14 protein-coding genes are annotated in these 16328 nt (G+C 50.1%); 10 read left to right on the top strand and 4 right to left on the bottom strand.

Annotated elements, in window-relative coordinates:
• The 9 genes from araB to cstA all read left to right on the top strand — a co-directional run bounded on the left by araB (nucleotide 1) and on the right by cstA (nucleotide 10902).
• The gene (gene araB, locus ABDB98_RS13170) at nucleotides 1-1686 is read left to right on the top strand and encodes a ribulokinase (RefSeq protein WP_438420362.1); all 1686 of its coding nucleotides are present in this window, start codon (nucleotides 1-3) and stop codon (nucleotides 1684-1686) included.
• Complete coding sequence (araD, locus tag ABDB98_RS13165; RefSeq protein WP_438420361.1) at nucleotides 1679-2368, top strand: L-ribulose-5-phosphate 4-epimerase; 690 nt, start codon at nucleotides 1679-1681, stop codon at nucleotides 2366-2368. Before araB ends, araD begins: the two co-directional genes overlap by 8 nt.
• Entirely contained in the window at nucleotides 2346-3152 is an 807-nt protein-coding gene (locus tag ABDB98_RS13160) for an HAD-IIA family hydrolase (protein WP_438422148.1), read from the top strand. The genes araD and ABDB98_RS13160 overlap by 23 nt, the downstream gene beginning before the upstream one ends.
• Nucleotides 3149-4354, top strand: coding sequence for a sn-glycerol-1-phosphate dehydrogenase (locus tag ABDB98_RS13155; protein WP_438420360.1), 1206 nt, complete (start codon nucleotides 3149-3151; stop codon nucleotides 4352-4354). The genes ABDB98_RS13160 and ABDB98_RS13155 overlap by 4 nt, the downstream gene beginning before the upstream one ends.
• 1 nt (nucleotide 4355) lies before the next feature.
• Nucleotides 4356-5651 carry an ABC transporter substrate-binding protein gene (locus ABDB98_RS13150; protein ID WP_438420359.1) on the top strand — a complete coding sequence of 432 codons (1296 nt, stop codon included), beginning with the start codon at nucleotides 4356-4358 and terminating at the stop codon, nucleotides 5649-5651.
• A gap of 39 nt (nucleotides 5652-5690) precedes the next feature.
• On the top strand, nucleotides 5691-6632 hold the full coding sequence (locus tag ABDB98_RS13145; RefSeq protein WP_438420358.1) for a carbohydrate ABC transporter permease: 942 nt from the start codon (nucleotides 5691-5693) through the stop codon (nucleotides 6630-6632).
• 18 nt (nucleotides 6633-6650) lie between these two features.
• Entirely contained in the window at nucleotides 6651-7478 is an 828-nt protein-coding gene (locus ABDB98_RS13140; protein WP_060965126.1) for a carbohydrate ABC transporter permease, read from the top strand.
• Nucleotides 7479-7496: 18 nt separating this feature from the next.
• Complete coding sequence (gene arfA / locus ABDB98_RS13135; protein ID WP_438420357.1) at nucleotides 7497-8996, top strand: arabinosylfuranosidase ArfA; 1500 nt, start codon at nucleotides 7497-7499, stop codon at nucleotides 8994-8996.
• A gap of 109 nt (nucleotides 8997-9105) precedes the next feature.
• Nucleotides 9106-10902, top strand: coding sequence for a carbon starvation protein CstA (gene cstA, locus ABDB98_RS13130; RefSeq protein ID WP_438420356.1), 1797 nt, complete (start codon nucleotides 9106-9108; stop codon nucleotides 10900-10902).
• Nucleotides 10903-10929: 27 nt separating this feature from the next.
• Here the strand turns inward: cstA and ABDB98_RS13125 are convergent, their stop codons facing one another.
• From ABDB98_RS13125 to sspI, 4 genes are all read right to left on the bottom strand, one after another.
• Nucleotides 10930-12300 carry a (Fe-S)-binding protein gene (locus ABDB98_RS13125; RefSeq protein WP_438420355.1) on the bottom strand — a complete coding sequence of 457 codons (1371 nt, stop codon included), beginning with the start codon at nucleotides 12298-12300 and terminating at the stop codon, nucleotides 10930-10932.
• Nucleotides 12297-13709 carry a glycolate oxidase subunit GlcD gene (glcD, locus tag ABDB98_RS13120; protein WP_438420354.1) on the bottom strand — a complete coding sequence of 471 codons (1413 nt, stop codon included), beginning with the start codon at nucleotides 13707-13709 and terminating at the stop codon, nucleotides 12297-12299. Before glcD ends, ABDB98_RS13125 begins: the two co-directional genes overlap by 4 nt.
• Nucleotides 13710-13807: 98 nt before the next feature.
• Nucleotides 13808-14893: a CdaR family transcriptional regulator gene (locus tag ABDB98_RS13115; protein ID WP_438420353.1), complete on the bottom strand. Its 1086-nt coding sequence runs from the start codon at nucleotides 14891-14893 to the stop codon at nucleotides 13808-13810.
• Between the two features lie 63 nt (nucleotides 14894-14956).
• A complete protein-coding gene (gene sspI, locus ABDB98_RS13110) occupies nucleotides 14957-15172 on the bottom strand; it encodes a small acid-soluble spore protein SspI (protein WP_045925240.1) in 216 nt (71 codons plus the stop codon).
• A gap of 121 nt (nucleotides 15173-15293) precedes the next feature.
• Between sspI and ABDB98_RS13105 the strand changes: the two genes are divergently transcribed.
• The gene (locus ABDB98_RS13105) at nucleotides 15294-16040 is read left to right on the top strand and encodes a TrmH family RNA methyltransferase (RefSeq protein ID WP_438420352.1); all 747 of its coding nucleotides are present in this window, start codon (nucleotides 15294-15296) and stop codon (nucleotides 16038-16040) included.
• Nucleotides 16041-16328 lie beyond the last annotated feature (288 nt).

The following is a 16328-nucleotide window of genomic DNA, read 5'->3' as shown; positions in this document are numbered from 1 at the left end:
ATGGCGTATACAATTGGTGTAGATTTCGGCACATTGTCCGGCAGGGCGGTGCTTGTCGATGTCCGGACAGGAGAAGAAATTGCATCCGCGGTCAAAGAATACACTCATGCTGTTATCGACCGTACGCTGCCGAAAACGGGGGAAAAGCTCCCTCGTGACTGGGCGCTTCAAGATCCCGCCGATTATATTGAAGTATTGGAAACGGCGATTCCGAGCCTGCTTCAGCAATCGGGCGCTGATCCAAAAGATGTGATCGGCATAGGAATTGATTTTACGGCCTGCACCATTTTGCCGATAGACGGCGCGGGACAGCCGCTTTGTATGCTTCCGGAATTTGAACGGGAGCCTCACAGTTATGTGAAGCTGTGGAAGCATCATGCGGCTCAAAAGCATGCAGACCGTTTGAACGCGATTGCCGAAGACACAAAAGAAGAATTTCTCAAAAGATACGGCGGTAAAATTTCTTCCGAATGGATGATTCCGAAAATCATGCAAATTGCGGAAGAAGCGCCGCATATATACGAGGCGGCAGATCGGATTGTGGAAGCGGCAGACTGGATCGTCTATCAATTGTGCGGTTCATTGAAGCGGAGCAACTGCACGGCCGGCTACAAAGCAATTTGGAATGAGGAGACGGGATATCCGCCTGATCATTTTTTCGAAAGGCTCAACCCGTTAATGAAAACGATTACAAATGATAAATTAAGCGGAACCATTTATTCAGTCGGAGAAAAGGCAGGAGGGCTGACCGAAAAAATGGCGGAGCTGACCGGGCTTTTGCCGGGGACGGCCGTTGCCGTCGCCAATGTTGACGCTCACGTGTCAGTGCCAGCGGTCGGCATTACAGAGCCGGGGAAAATGCTGATGATCATGGGAACGTCCACCTGTCATGTGCTGCTCGGCGAGGAAGAACATATCGTCCCCGGTATGTGCGGAGTTGTCAATAACGGCATCTTGCCTGGATATGCGGGATATGAAGCGGGGCAGTCCTGTGTCGGCGACCATTTTGAATGGTTTGTTAAAACGTGCGTTCCGAAAGAGTATGAGAAGGAAGCCGAGGAAAAACAGATTGATATTCACGAGCTTTTAAGCGAAAAAGCAGCTGAGCTTGCTCCGGGGGAAAGCGGTCTTCTCGCGCTTGACTGGTGGAACGGAAACCGGTCAACCTTGGTGGACGCCGATTTGACGGGGATGATGCTCGGCATGACGCTGCACACGAAGCCGGAAGAAATCTACAGGGCATTGATTGAAGCGACGGCGTTCGGAACGAGGATGATTATCGAAACGTTTCGGGAAAACGGCGTTCCGGTCGAGGAGCTTTACGCAGCCGGAGGAATCGCCGAAAAAAATCCGTTTGTCATGCAGATTTATGCAGACGTCACAAATATGGATATTAAATTATCCGGGTCTCCGCAGGCGCCGGCACTGGGCTCCGCGATTTTCGGAGCGCTCGCTGCGGGACGGGAAAACGGGGGTTTCTCCAATATTGCTGAGGCTTGCGCACATATGGGGAAATTAAAAGACGGCTCTTACGTCCCGAATCGGGGGAGAGCTGAGATTTATGACAGCTTATATGCGGAATACAAAGAGCTCGTTCACTACTTCGGCAAAGAAAACAATGTCATGAAACGCCTGAAAGCCATTAAAAACCGTGAGTTCGCGAAAGGGGAGAGCCGCCATGCTTGAAGCGTTAAAAGAAGAAGTGCTCGCCGCCAATCTGAAGCTTGAGGAACATAATCTTGTCACGTTTACATGGGGAAATGTCAGCGGCATTGACAGAGAAAGCGGGAGAATCGTCATTAAACCGAGCGGTGTCGATTACAGCGAGCTGACCGCAGACAAACTGGTCGTCCTGAATGAGGACGGAGAGATTCTGGAAGGCTCGCTGAAGCCGTCTTCTGACACGCCGACCCATCTTTATCTGTATAAAGCCTTTCCCGCTATCGGGGGAATCGTTCATACGCATTCCCGCTGGGCGACGAGCTGGGCGCAGTCAGGCAGAGACATTCCTGCGCTCGGAACGACTCACGCGGATTATTTTGAAAGCGCTATACCCTGTACGAGGGAAATGTATGAAGAAGAGATTGTGAAAGATTACGAATATCATACAGGCAAAGTCATAGCGGAAACCTTTCAAAATGAATCGTATGAACAAAATCCGGGTGTTCTTGTCCACAGCCACGGTCCGTTCTGCTGGGGAACGGACGCGCTGAATGCCCTGCATAACGCTGTAGTGCTCGAAACCGTGGCGGAAATGGCCTATCATTCGCTTATGCTGAACAAACAGCTCAGTCCGATAGGCAGAGTGCTGCATGATAAGCATTTTTACAGAAAACACGGGGCGAATGCTTATTATGGCCAAACTTGATGCAGCCGGGTTTTTGATTGATTTAGACGGAACCGTATTCAGGGGGCAGGAGCTGATTGACGGCGCAACAGAAGCCATTCATACCCTTCAGTCCCTGGGCAAAGCCGTTGTCTTTTTAAGCAACCGCGGCAATCTATCAAGAGCCATGTGCCAAAAGAAACTGCTTGGTGCCGGTATCCGGACGGATGAACGGAGCATCGTGCTGTCCTCCAGTGTGACGGCATCATTTTTAAAGAAGCATTATCCTTTGTCAAAGGTGTGGGTGTTAGGAGAGAAAGGGCTGACGGATGAACTCGCTTTAGCGGGTGTCACCATGGCGCAAAAACCGCAGGCGGCAGACTGGCTTGTTATCTCTTTGCATGAAACCGTCACCTATGAGGATCTGAATCTCGCTTTTCAGGCAGCTTCCTCCGGCGCACGCATCATCGCCACAAACCGGGACCGCTCGTTTCCGAATGAAGGCGGCCATGCTATGGACGTTGCGGGAATGATCGGGGCCATTGAGGCATCTGCCGGAGTAAAAACGGAGCTTGTCGTCGGCAAACCGTCTTGGCTGATGGCTGAGGCAGCATGTGAAGCGCTCGGGCTTTCCCCGGGAGAATGCGCAATAATCGGAGACAGCCTCGAATCAGATATCGCAATGGGAAGGCTGTACGGGATGAAAAGCGTGTTGGTTCTGACGGGATCGGCAAAACTTGGGGAGACCCGTCTCTATGAGCCTGACATCGTGCTCGATTCTATGAAAGACCTGACAGAATTAGCGAAGGGGGGAATCCTTTTATGAAACTTTCTCCGGCGGACATTCAATCCGAGTTTAATAAGGAAGGAGGCAGCTGCTCTCCTATTCAAATAGAAGACATCATCATCGGAGCGGATGCAAAAGAAGAGCTTTTCAGATTTCTTCAAAAAAAATGCTGGAAACATCCGGCGATCGTCTGTGACCGGAACACTGACGAAGCGGCGGGAGGGATGCTTGCGGACGAATTGAAGGCCGGCGGAATCAAAGCGGCAAAGATCATCATTCCGGAGCATGAATCAGGAACCGCTGCGGCTGATGAAAGGACACTGATCTATACGCTGATCAACATCGCGGAAGAGACGGATGTCATCATTGCGGCCGGGTCAGGAACGATTCACGACATTACGCGGTTTGCCGCCTGCCAGCGCGGTTTGCCGTTTATCTCATTCCCCACCGCTCCTTCAGTCGACGGATTTACATCAGCGGGAGCGCCGCTCATATTAAACGGCATCAAAACGACGATTCAGACGAAAGCGCCGATCGCCTTATTTGCGGATACGAATCTATTAAAAGAAGCGCCGCGCGCAATGACAGCCGCGGGCTTCGGCGACATGCTCGGAAAAATAACTTCGCTGGCAGATTGGGAGATCTCCCGGAAGCTTGCAGATGAGCCGTACTCAGAAGCCGGGGCGAAACTTGTGAAAGACGCGCTTTGGCAGTGCATTGATCACCGCGCTGACATTGCCATGGGAACAGAGGCCGGCATTCGCATCCTGATGGAAGCGCTGATCGTTTCGGGTCTTGTCATGCTTGCCCTTGATCACTCCCGTCCCGCCTCAGGAGGAGAGCATCACATCTCGCATTGGATTGAGATGGAACTGCTGAAGACGAAACAGCCTCCGATTCTCCACGGTGCGAAGGTGGGCTGCGCGTGCGCGGTGCTGAGTGATATTTACAAAGATCTGGCCTGTTACGAAAAGCTTGCAGAACTTCCGCCGCACTTTCGCGAGGCGGTTCAATCAGCATATGAAGGGCTTCCTGACGGCAAAACAATTGCCGGGTGGCTCACATCTGCCGGAGGTCCCGCCAGTTTTGATGAAATTGGTGTAAAACAGGACCTTGTCAGCGACGCCCTTAAGCACGCACACACACTGCGAGACCGTTATACCGGCTTAACCATCATAAATGAAAATGCAGCGCTCTTTGCACATCATTCGCCGCACGGCCTGAAGCGGAAGGGGGAATGACATGAAAAAAACGACCGCTGTATGTTTGGCGCTGATGATGTTTTTATTGTTTACCGCCGGCTGTTCACAAGAACGGACTGCCGGCAGTGCGGGAGAAACGGAGCTGACATTTTGGACGTTTAACGGACTGCACGAACAGTTTTATCAGGAAATGGCCAAAGAATGGAATCAGAAATATCCGGAGCGCAAAATTAAGCTGAATACCGTTGTTTATCCTTATGGACAAATGCATGATAATCTATCCGTTTCCCTGATCGCGGGCGAAGGGCTTCCTGATATAGCCGACGTGGAATTAAGCCGGTTCTCGAACTTTCTGAAGGGGAAGGATATCCCGCTTGCCGATCTGACTCCGCTGATTGAAAAAGACCGCGATAAGTTTGTGGAAGCGCGCCTGGCCCTATACAGCAAAAACGGCAGACTGTACGGCCTTGACACACATGTAGGGACGACCGTGATGTTTTACAACATGGATATTATGAAAAAGGCGGGCGTTGATCCCGCATCGATTAAGACATGGGAGGACTACCGGCGGGCGGGGAAAAAAGTGCGCGAAATCGCGGGGAAACCGATGGGAACGGTTGAAACAAATGACTCCGCCACATTTCTTTCCATGATTTCGCAGCAAGGATCAGGCTACTTCAGCAAAAACGGAAAGTTGATTTTGAACAATAAAACGAATATAGACACATTGAATGACTTAAAGGACATGGTAAATGATAAAACCCTTCTGCCGGCTCCCGGCGGCGGCCATCACAGCGAAGAATACTACGGTTTTATGAATCAGGGCGGGGCAGCGTCAGTGCTGATGCCAATCTGGTACATGGGACGGTTTATCGATTATATGCCTGATTTAAAAGGGAAAATGGCAATTTACCCTATGCCGGCCTGGAAAGAAGGCGGCGACAGATCAGCGGGCTTGGGCGGAACAGCCACCGTCGTACCGAAACAGGCTGAACATCTGAAGCTCGCGAAAGAATTTCTCGGATTTGCGAAAGGTTCAAAGGAAGGAAATATTAAGCTGTGGACGGTGCTCGGCTTTGATCCGCTCCGCTGGGACGTGTGGGATTCAAAAGAATTGAAGGAGAAAAATAAGTACACGGATTTCTTCCGGAACGGTACATCCATTTTTTCCACGCTCCTTGAAGTAAAAGATGAGATCAATCCGATTTATTTGCATGAAGACTTCTCTAAAGCGGCTGATCTCGTCGTCAGACAGGTGCTGTTCGATGCGCTGAAGACGCAGGAAAAAACACCTAAGGAAGCCTTGGACGAGGCGGCGAAGCAATTGGAAAAATAAGCAGCCGCCCATTTTAACGGAGAAAGCGGGGGAGCTTTTATGAGACCTGTAAAGACAGAGACAGCGCAAACCGTTTCCGCAGCCCGGAAGAAGCCGCGCCGGCGCAATGTGCTGTATTCCAAAAAAGCGGCGCCTTATCTTTTTACGGCGCCTTTTATCATTTCGTTTCTCGTTTTCTTTTTGTATCCGATCATCAGCGTGTTTATCATGAGCTTTCAGCGGATACTGCCGGGAGAAGCTGCATTTGTCGGGTTTTCCAATTACACCTCTCTTCTTAATCCAACCTTTTACACCGCACTGTTTAATACATTGGAATATACCTTCTGGACGCTGATCGTGCTGATTCCGGTGCCGCTTCTTTTGGCGGTGATTCTGAATTCGAAGCTCGTCAGATTCAGAAATGTGTTTAAATCGGCACTGTTCGTACCGGCTTTGACATCGACGATCGTCGCGGGGATTATATTTCGGCTGATGTTCGGAGAAATGAATACGTCGCTGGCAAACGAGCTGATGATGAAGCTTGGCGTATCGCCTCAAAACTGGCTCAATAACAAAGGAACCGGCATGTTTTTAATGGTGCTGCTTGCATCGTGGAGATGGATGGGCATTAACATTCTTTATTTTCTGGCCGGATTGCAAAACGTGCCGAAAGAATTATATGAGGCGGCTGAAATTGACGGGGCAAGTACGTGGAAAAAGTTCCGGCATATTACCCTCCCGTTTTTAAAGCCGGTATCCGTTTATGTGTTAACGATCAGTATGATCGGCGGTTTCAGAATGTTTGAGGAAAGCTATGTGCTTTGGCAGAATAATTCCCCGGGCAATATCGGCCTCACGCTTGTCGGTTATTTATATCAGCAGGGGCTTGCGTACAACGAAATGGGGTACGGGGCCGCCATCGGAATTGTCCTTTTGCTTGTCATCTTACTAGTCAGCCTTGTGTCGCTGAAACTGTCCGGTTCGTTTAAAGGGGAGGGATAAGTGGTGCGTAACAATCACATGTTTTCCGTGTACAGAGTCGCGTTTACCTTGTTTTTTATCATGTTGAGCCTGCTGTATATCTTTCCGATGATCTGTCTATTGCTCGGTTCATTAAAGCCGTCATCTGAGCTGATGCGCATCGGACTGAATCTGCGTCTTGATCCGGATGTGATGAGCCTTGATAACTACACGTATTTGTTCAACGGGGGAAGCATTTATTTTAAGTGGTTTTTTAACAGCCTGCTGCTCGGCGTTCTCACCACGGTTCTCACGCTGTTTTTTTCCTCAATGATCGGCTACGGACTCGGTGTGTATGAGTTTAAAGGCCGAAATGTTATTTTCGTTCTTGTGCTGATCATTATGATGGTGCCTCTTGAAGTGATGATGCTTCCGTTATTTAAACTGACGGTGGGGCTTCATTTGATTGATTCTTATACGGGAGTGATTCTGCCGTTTATTGTGTCGCCTGTCGCCGTATTCTTTTTCAGGCAATACGCGCTCGGCCTCCCGAGGGATCTGCTCGATTCAGCGAGAATGGACGGCTGCACGGAATTCGGCATTTTCTTCAGAATTATGGCGCCGCTCATGAAACCGGCATTCGGAGCGATGATCATTCTCCAATCTTTAAACAGCTGGAATAACTTTTTATGGCCGCTGATCGTGCTTCGGTCGAAAGAAATGTTTACGCTTCCAATCGGACTGTCAGGGCTGCTGAGTCCGTACGGCAATAACTATGACATGCTGATCTCCGGTTCCGTTTTTGCGATACTGCCGGTGATTATCATATTCTTGTTTTTCCAAAAATACTTTATTTCCGGCCTGACAGTCGGCGGAGTGAAGGGATAGAGAGAGGGAGGAAACATAATGAAAAAAGCGGGAATTACAGCAGATAAAGAATATATCATCGGTGAAGTGGACAAACGGATGTACGGATCATTTATAGAACATATGGGCCGGGCGGTGTATGAAGGCATTTATGAGCCCGGACACCCGAAAGCCGACAAGGACGGATTCAGAACAGACGTACAGGAGCTGATCAGAGAATTACAGGTGCCGTTCATCCGCTATCCGGGAGGGAATTTTCTCTCCGGCTACAATTGGGAAGACGGCGTCGGACCGGTGAAGGACCGACCGCGGAGGCTTGATCTGGCATGGCAGACGACAGAAACGAACGAAGTCGGGACGAATGAATTTTTAACGTGGGCAAAAAAAGTGAACGCCGAAGTGAATATGGCGGTCAATCTCGGGACGAGAGGCATCGATGCCGCCCGGAACCTCGTCGAGTACTGCAACCATCCTGGAGGGTCATACTGGAGCGACTTGCGAAAATCGCACGGCTATGAAAAACCTTACGGCATAAAAACGTGGTGCTTAGGAAATGAGATGGACGGCCCTTGGCAGATCGGGCACAAAACGGCGCATGAATACGGACGGCTCGCCGCTGAAACGGCGAAAGTGATGAAATGGACGGACCCGACAATCGAATTGGTGGCCTGCGGAAGCTCAAACAGCGGCATGCCGACCTTCATCGAGTGGGAGGCGGAGGTGCTTGAGCATACGTACGAGCATGTGGATTACATCTCACTGCATACGTATTACGGCAACCATGAAAATGATCTTGAAAACTATTTAGCGAAGTCGATGGATTTAGACCATTTTATCAAATCTGTCACAGCCGTATGTGATTATATGAAAGCGAAAAAACGGAGCAAAAAAACGATTCACCTTTCTTTAGATGAGTGGAATGTGTGGTATCACTCAAATGAAGCGGATAAAAAAGTGGAGCCGTGGATTACGGCCCGGCCGATTCTGGAAGACATCTACAATTTTGAAGATGCGCTGTTGATCGGTTCATTGCTGATTACGATGCTGCAGCATGCGGACAGACTAAAGATCGCCTGTCTCGCCCAGCTTGTCAACGTGATTGCGCCTATCATGACTGAAAAGGGCGGAGAAGCATGGAGGCAGCCGATCTTTTATCCTTACATGCACGCCTCTGTCTACGGGAGAGGGACTTCGATGAAGCTGCTGATTACCTCCCCGAAATACGACTCGGCGGACTTTACGGATGTGCCGTATGTTGATGCCGCGGCCGTTTACCATGAAGAAGATGAAGCCCTGACCATTTTTGCTGTCAACAAAAGCAAGGAACTGATGGAAACGGAGATCAAGCTGAGAGGGTTTGAAGATTACCGCATCATTGAGCATATCGTGCTGGAGCATCAGGATATGAAAGCGACCAATCAAAAAAACAGAAAAGAAGTCACGCCTCACTCAAACGGAACGTCTTCGGCAAATGCTGAAGGGATAACGGCTCATTTTACTCCGCTGTCCTGGAATGTCATCCGTTTATCAGGAAAATAATGTTCCGAAAAGCCGGGCTTTGCCGCCGGCTTTTTTTACGCAAAAATCATCTCCCGTTATCTGATAATTGTGATAATATTTAGAAAAAGAGAAAAGGGGCTGGGATTAAATGAATGCGATTACAATCGTCATAGCGTCTATATGCATTTTGGCGATCGCCTATCGGCTTTACGGTACCTTTATGATGGTCAAAGTATTAAAAATCAATGATCAGACACCGACTCCGGCCCATGTGCTTGAGGATGGGAAAGATTATGTGCCGACGAATAAATGGGTGTCATTCGGCCACCATTTCGCGGCAATCGCCGCTGCCGGCCCGCTTGTCGGACCGATTCTCGCAGCTCAGTTCGGCTATCTGCCCGGGCTTTTATGGCTGTTAATCGGGGCGGTGATCGGAGGAGCCGTGCACGATATTGTCGTATTGTTTGCATCCATGCGGAAAAACGGTAAAACGCTTTCTGAAGTAGCCAAAGAAGAGCTCGGCCCGGTGGCGGGCTTTTGCACGGGTCTTTCGATGCTGTTTATCATTACGATCACGATGGCGGGGCTGTCCATGGTTGTGCTGCACGCACTTGAGAAAAACCCGTGGGGGACGTTTGCGGTAGGGATTACGATTCCGATCGCGATGGGGGTCGGCGTCTACTATAAAAAAACGGGCAATCTCAAACTCGCATCGACTGTCGGTTTTCTTTTGTTAATGGCCGGTGTTGTCATCGGGCCGCGGCTGCAGACAACGGCTCTCGGGGACATGCTGACACTGGATGCGAAAACACTCGCGGTGGCGCTTCCCGTCTATGCTTTTTTTGCCGCGGCGCTTCCGGTTTGGCTTTTGCTTGCCCCGCGTGACTATTTAAGCAGTTTTATGAAAATCGGGGTTTTTGCCGCTTTGATCGCCGGCGTCTTTTTCGTCAATCCCGCCGTTAAATTCCCGGCCGTAACGGAGTTTATTCACGGCGGCGGACCGGTGATCGCGGGACCTGTCTGGCCGTTTATTTCAATAACGATTGCCTGCGGCGCTATTTCAGGCTTTCATGCGTTTGTCGGTTCCGGCACAACGCCGAAAATGCTGGATAAATGGAGTGATATAAAGCCGGTTGCTTTCGGAGCGATGCTTGTTGAATGTCTCGTCGGGATTATGGCGCTCATAGCAGCCGCCGCACTTGAGCCAGCGGACTATTTTGCCATTAACAGCGCGCCGGAAATTTTCCGCGCCCTTGGGATGAATGTCGTCCATCTGCCTGAATTGAGCAAAGAAATCGGGCTCAGTCTGGAAGGAAGAACGGGCGGCGCTGTTACGCTTGCCGTCGGAATGACGTATATCTTTACGGAGATTCCGTTTTTCAGTCATTTGGCTTCATACTTTTTTCAATTTGTCATTATGTTTGAAGCGGTGTTTATTTTAACGGCGATTGATGCGGGAACCCGTGTCGCCCGCTACTTGATCCAGGAGTTTTTCGGAGAGGTGTATAAGCCGCTGAAAAAAACAGACTGGCTGCCGGGTTCGATTTTCTCAAGCGCGCTCGCCTGCCTGCTATGGGGCTATCTTCTGTATTCGGGCGACATCAGCTCCATTTGGGCGCTGTTCGGCGTGTCCAATCAGCTTATGGCGTCTGTCGGATTAATCATCGGTGCGACTGTCGTATTGAAGATAGCCGATAAGCGGCGCTATATGCTGACGTGCCTGATTCCTCTCGCTTATTTGTACGTGACCGTCAACTATGCGGGTTATTGGATGGTGCGGTATGTGTATTTGAATCCTGAAGCGGCGGGATACAACGTGCTGAATGGCGTTTTATCCATTATCATGCTCATTCTCGGGCTTGTGATTATCATTGCGGCTGTGAAAAAATGGGCGAATGTATGGCGTGATCCGAGTGCGAGACTGGAAGCTTCAATACCCGGATAAATCCGCGGCCGTCCGAACATTGCAGCATCATAAAAAAGCAGAGAGCCGATCGGTCTCTCTGCTTTCATCTTTTGACAAATCCGCCGCTTCCAAAAGGTAATCTGCCAAATGTACTGCGCGGACACGGTCTGTTAATCCTTCGCGCAAAATGCCAAGCTGCATTTGCAAAAGGCATCCTGGGTTGGCTGTCACGATGACGGCTGCTTCCGTTTTTCCGGCTGCTTTCATCTTGCTGTCTAATATTCTCATAGACATCTCTGACTCTGTTATATTATAAATTCCCGCCGACCCGCAGCAGCTGTCGGCCTTTTCCATTTCTCTGTACTCAGCCCCTTTAATGCTTTTCAAAAGCATGCGCGGTTCCTCTGACGTATGCATCACATTGCGGAGATGGCAGGAGTCCTGATATGTGACGATATGAGGGGATTGCGCCTGAAGGTTCCTTTGATGGAACTTCAGTTCAACCAGTACGGATGAAAAGTCTTTGAGCTTCCGGACGAATTGTTCGGCACGGTCCGCCCATTCAGGTTCATCCTTCAGCAAATGCGGATATTCCTGAAGAAAGGCGCCGCATCCGCCGGCGTTTGTAATGATATAATCTGCGTCAAGCGCTTCAAAAGCCGCGATATTCCGCTTGGCCAGTTCTTTTCCCGTCTCTTTTTCTCCGCTGTGCCCGTGAAGCGCGCCGCAGCACGCCTGACCTTCCGGAACCGCGATCTCACATCCGGCCGCCTGTAAAAGCGCCGTTGTCGCATGATTTGTTGCTAAAAACATCGTATCCATTAAACAGCCCGAGAAAAAAGCGGCCCGTCTTTGAACGGGACCCGAGGCGGGAAGAAAACGCGGCCGTTCCTTCATGTCTTTCCGTTTCGGGACGGGCGGGAGCACTTGTTCCATTGTGCGCAGATGCTCAGGCAAAACGCGCAGCATACCGGTTTTTCTGACGGCGGTCTGCAGTCCCGATCTTTGGTATATTCCGAGAAGATTCACGGCTGTCTGCATGCGGTTTTGATGAGGGAAAAGCCCGGTGAAGGCGGCTTTCCGCAAGAGGCGCACGCCCGGCTTATGTTTTTTATTTTGATGAATGATATCCCTCGCTTCTTCAAGCAGCTGTCCGTAATTGACCCCTGCCGGACAAACGGGCTCGCATGCCCGGCATCCGAGACACAGCGAAAGTGAGCGCTCGACATCTTCATCCGGCTCGATCAGTCCGTCAGTGACGGCTTTCATCAGGGCGATCCGGCCGCGCGGCGAATGGGATTCTTGAAATCCCGATTCAATATAGGTCGGACAGGAAGGAAGGCAGAAGCCGCAGCGCATACAGTTCAGCAATTCACCTTCATCCATGCGGGTTTTGAATTCTGTTTGAATTTGTTGCTGCTCTTTAGCCGTTGTCATTTCATCACCACCACGCGTTTCCTTGATGAATTGGCGAATATTTTTCCCGGATTCAGCAGATTTTGGGGATCAAGCGCTTGTTTGATCGCTTTCATGGCGGTGATGCCTTCTGTTTTCAGCTTCATTTCTAAATACGGCGCTTTTACGATGCCGACCCCGTGTTCACCCGTTATCGTCCCGCCCAGCTCAATCGCTTTTTCAAAAATGGCGGCAAAGGCTTTTTCGACACGTTCCATCTCCTCTGGATTTCGGATATCGGTGGTGCACGTCGGATGGAGGTTGCCGTCGCCTGCATGGCCGAATGTGCAGATGGACAAGCCGTATGTTTCTGCAATCTCGTTAATGGCTCTGACCATATTGGCAATTTGTGATCTAGGCACGGTTGCATCTTCCAGAATCGTCGTCGGTTTCAGTCTGGCAAGGGCTGATAGTGCGGACCGTCTGGCCTCTGTAAGGGCGAATGCTTCCTCCTCGGTTTCAGCCGATTGGACGGATACGGCGGCTCCGTTTTTACAGATGGCTTCGATTTTTTCCATATCGCGTCTGACCGTGTCGCTGTCACCGTCCTGTTCGATCAGCAGTACGGCTTTTGCGTCGGTCGGAAGCCCGATCTTGGCGTAATCTTCAATGACCTGCAGTGTTGGCTGATCCAGAAATTCGAGTGTCGCCGGAATGATTTTTTCAGCGATGATGGCAGAAACCGATTCTGCAGCCGCTTCAATATGTTCATAGAGTGCGAGCAGCGTTTTTTTCGTTTCCGGCTTCGGAACAAGCTTTAAAGTCGCTTCCGTCACAACACCGAGCGTCCCCTCTGATCCGACGAAAAGCCGGGTCAGATCATAACCGGCGACATCCTTTGTCAGCTTTCCCCCTGTGCGGATGATATCGCCTGAAGCCAAGACGGCTTCAAGGCCGAGGACATAATCCCGGGTGACACCGTACTTCAGGCCGCGCAGTCCGCCGGAATTTTCATTAATATTTCCGCCGATCGTCGATATTTTCATGCTGCTCGGATCAGGCGGATAAAATAACCCTTTCCGTTCAACCGCCTGAATCATATCTTGCGTGATCACGCCCGGCTGGACGGTTGCCGTCAAATTTTCCTCATCAATTTCAAGAATTCGGTTCATATGTTTGAATAAAAGAACAAGACCGCCCTCAGACGGACATGTGCCGCCGCATAAGTTTGTGCCTGAACCCCTCGGCACGATCGGAATGTCATGCCTGCTGCAAATCGTTAATATACGGGACACGTCATCCGCACAGCGGGGGGCGATTACGGCATCCGGCATGGCTTGCAGCTGAGGGGCAGCATCGTACGAATACACAAGACGGCCAGCCGCAGAATCATCATAATTCTCCTTCCCGACCGCCCGGATGAACTGTTCCTTTGCCTCTCGTGAAATCATATTCTCCCAACCTCCCAATTAGAAAAGCGTTTTCATTTAATTGTAAAGAAAAATGATTTCGCAAACTATGGAGAAACATATGAAAAATGATGGTGGTATCACGTGTTTTTTGTATGTTGATCTAAAAAGCGAAGCGCCAAATAAAAAGCCGTTATGTCTTCAGGGCGGTCAAGCTTCATATTTGTCAGCGATTCCAGTTTGGAAAGACGGTAGCGCAGCGTATTTATATGAATATGCATGTCATCAGCGGTGCGCTTTAACGATAACTGCCGGTCGAAAAAGGCGCGCAGCGTATCCAAAAGTTCCTCACGGCCGAGCACATGCTCGAGAACCCGCCGTGAAAATTCAGACCGTGTGCCGGGCGCAATATCGGCAAGACACATATCCAGTTTTAAATCTTCTTCAAAGACGGCCTGCTTGTCAATAGCGCCCGCCGAAAGAGCTTTCTCCGCCTGTCCGTATGATTCCGTCAGGCGTTCTCCCGGAACGATCCGTCCGATGCCGGCCGTGACAGGATGCCCAAAAACAGTGTTGATTCTTTTGATGAGCCTCTCCTTAGAATCCGAGTTTGTCTCATGATTAATGAGAATACGCTCATTTCCCCAGCGGACAAACAGGTCTTCACGGTATTCACTTTGCCAGAGGCGCCCGAGTTCTTCTGCTTCATATTGCTCATAACGGCCTTGAATGAGTATGATTCGGCGTTGCGAATGAAGGTCTGCTGCAAGGAGCTTTGCTTTTTCTAAAAAACCCGGGGACCATTCTTTTAACTGCAGCCAATCCACCATAAAGGATTCAAGCATTCTCTCACGCCATTGCACTTCTTCCAGGTGGCGCGTTTCTTTTATAAAAAGCTCCGTCATTTTTCTGAGCAATTCCCCGAAGGGCAGGATGTCGTCAGGGTTTCCTGTCAGACCGAATACCCCGATCACCTCATGACCCGAAAAAACGGGGAGGTTCAATCCTGCTTTTACGCCCTCAAGCCGTTTTTCATCTTCTTTCGTAATGATGACATTCCGTTTTTCCCGCGCGCAGATCAGAGCTCCTTCATGAAAACATCCGGCCCGCGCAGCATTGGTGCCCGCGATGATCATTCCTTTTGTATCGGCAATAATCACTTCGCGGCTGTACATATGTTTGACTTCGGCAATCAATTTTTTTGCCAGTTCCGGCTGTAACTGCATTGGCGATCCCCCTCGCCATTATTATACAAAAAAAACCGGGTGTGCCATCACCCGGTTTCATGCTTAGTGCGCAGGTTTTAATCCGCCTTCAAGTGTTTTGAGCATTTCATTTTTTTCTGAGTCTGACGCATGCTGCCAAAGTACTTCGAATAAGACGCCGAGACCCGGAAGCATTTTTTCTTCACCGCTTTGGATGGCGTCAACGATAGTATGCTCCAGCTGATCCTGGTTATTGCCGGTCACATTGGCAATAACGGCGTTGCGTAAATTAAGATCCATTACAACCGCTCCTTTTTTCCTGAATGTGATACGCATATTCTTACCGCGCACGCGGTTTATTATGTGCTGTTCTTGAGATATAATAACAACATGCATGAAAAAAGGAGAGCGCAGAAATAAAGTGAAACGAATTGACTCGGCAAAAAACCAAAAAGTGAAGGACTGGAAAAAACTTCACACAAAAAAAGAGAGACATAAAACGAATACATTTCTGATAGAAGGAGAGCATCTGGCAGAAGAAGCGCTCAAGTCAAAGGGAACGGTAAAAGAAATTCTCGTAAAAGATGAGAGCGCCATCCCGGCCGATCTGGACATGAGCATTCCGTGCTATGTGCTGAGCGAAGATGCGTTTTCAGCCGTGACGGAAACAGAAACGCCGCAGCAGATCGCCGCAGTCTGCCATATGCCGGACGAAAAGCCTGACCGGCTGAAGCGGCTGCTTCTGATTGATGCCGTGCAGGATCCGGGGAATTTAGGAACAATGATCAGAACAGCAGATGCGGCGGGGATCGACGCCGTTGTCCTCGGTGAGGGAACGGCAGATCCATACAACGGAAAAACACTGCGTTCAGCCCAAGGATCTCACTTTCATATTCCCATTTTGAAACGTCCGCTCCGCGAGTTTACCGATGAGCTGAAATCACAAGGTGTCGCGATTTACGGCACGGCGCTTGAAAACGGTGCGGCTTATCAAAGCGTGAAGCCTGAAGAATCGTTCGCGTTAATCGTCGGGAACGAGGGGGCGGGAGTGGACGCCGGCCTTCTGCAAAAAACGGATCTCAACCTGTACGTGCCGCTGTACGGACAGGCGGAGTCGCTGAATGTGGCGGTGGCGGCCGCCATCCTCGTCTATCATCTCAGAGGATAGGTTGCGCAAAGCCGCGAATTTCACTATAATAGATAGCAATAATGTAAAAACCGTGACAGAGGACGTCAATTTTTTCACAAGCTGCCTTCCAGGGAGAAAATGCCGCCGACTGAAAGCATTTTTATCGCAGCACAGAAATTGATTTTCACCTCTCGAGTTGTCACCGGGACCGCGCCAAACGCGCGTAAAGGTGAACCGGAACGATCGTTTCCGTTATGTCAATGAAGCTTCGGCAGATGAAGTCTGCCTTAAAAAGGGTGGTACCGCGGCCACAACTCGTCCCTTCTC

Source organism: Bacillus siamensis (genome assembly GCF_051628075.1).
Taxonomy (GTDB): domain Bacteria; phylum Bacillota; class Bacilli; order Bacillales; family Bacillaceae; genus Bacillus; species Bacillus siamensis.
Note: the sequence above shows the minus strand (reverse complement) of the source record. Positions and strands in the feature narration are given on the sequence as shown.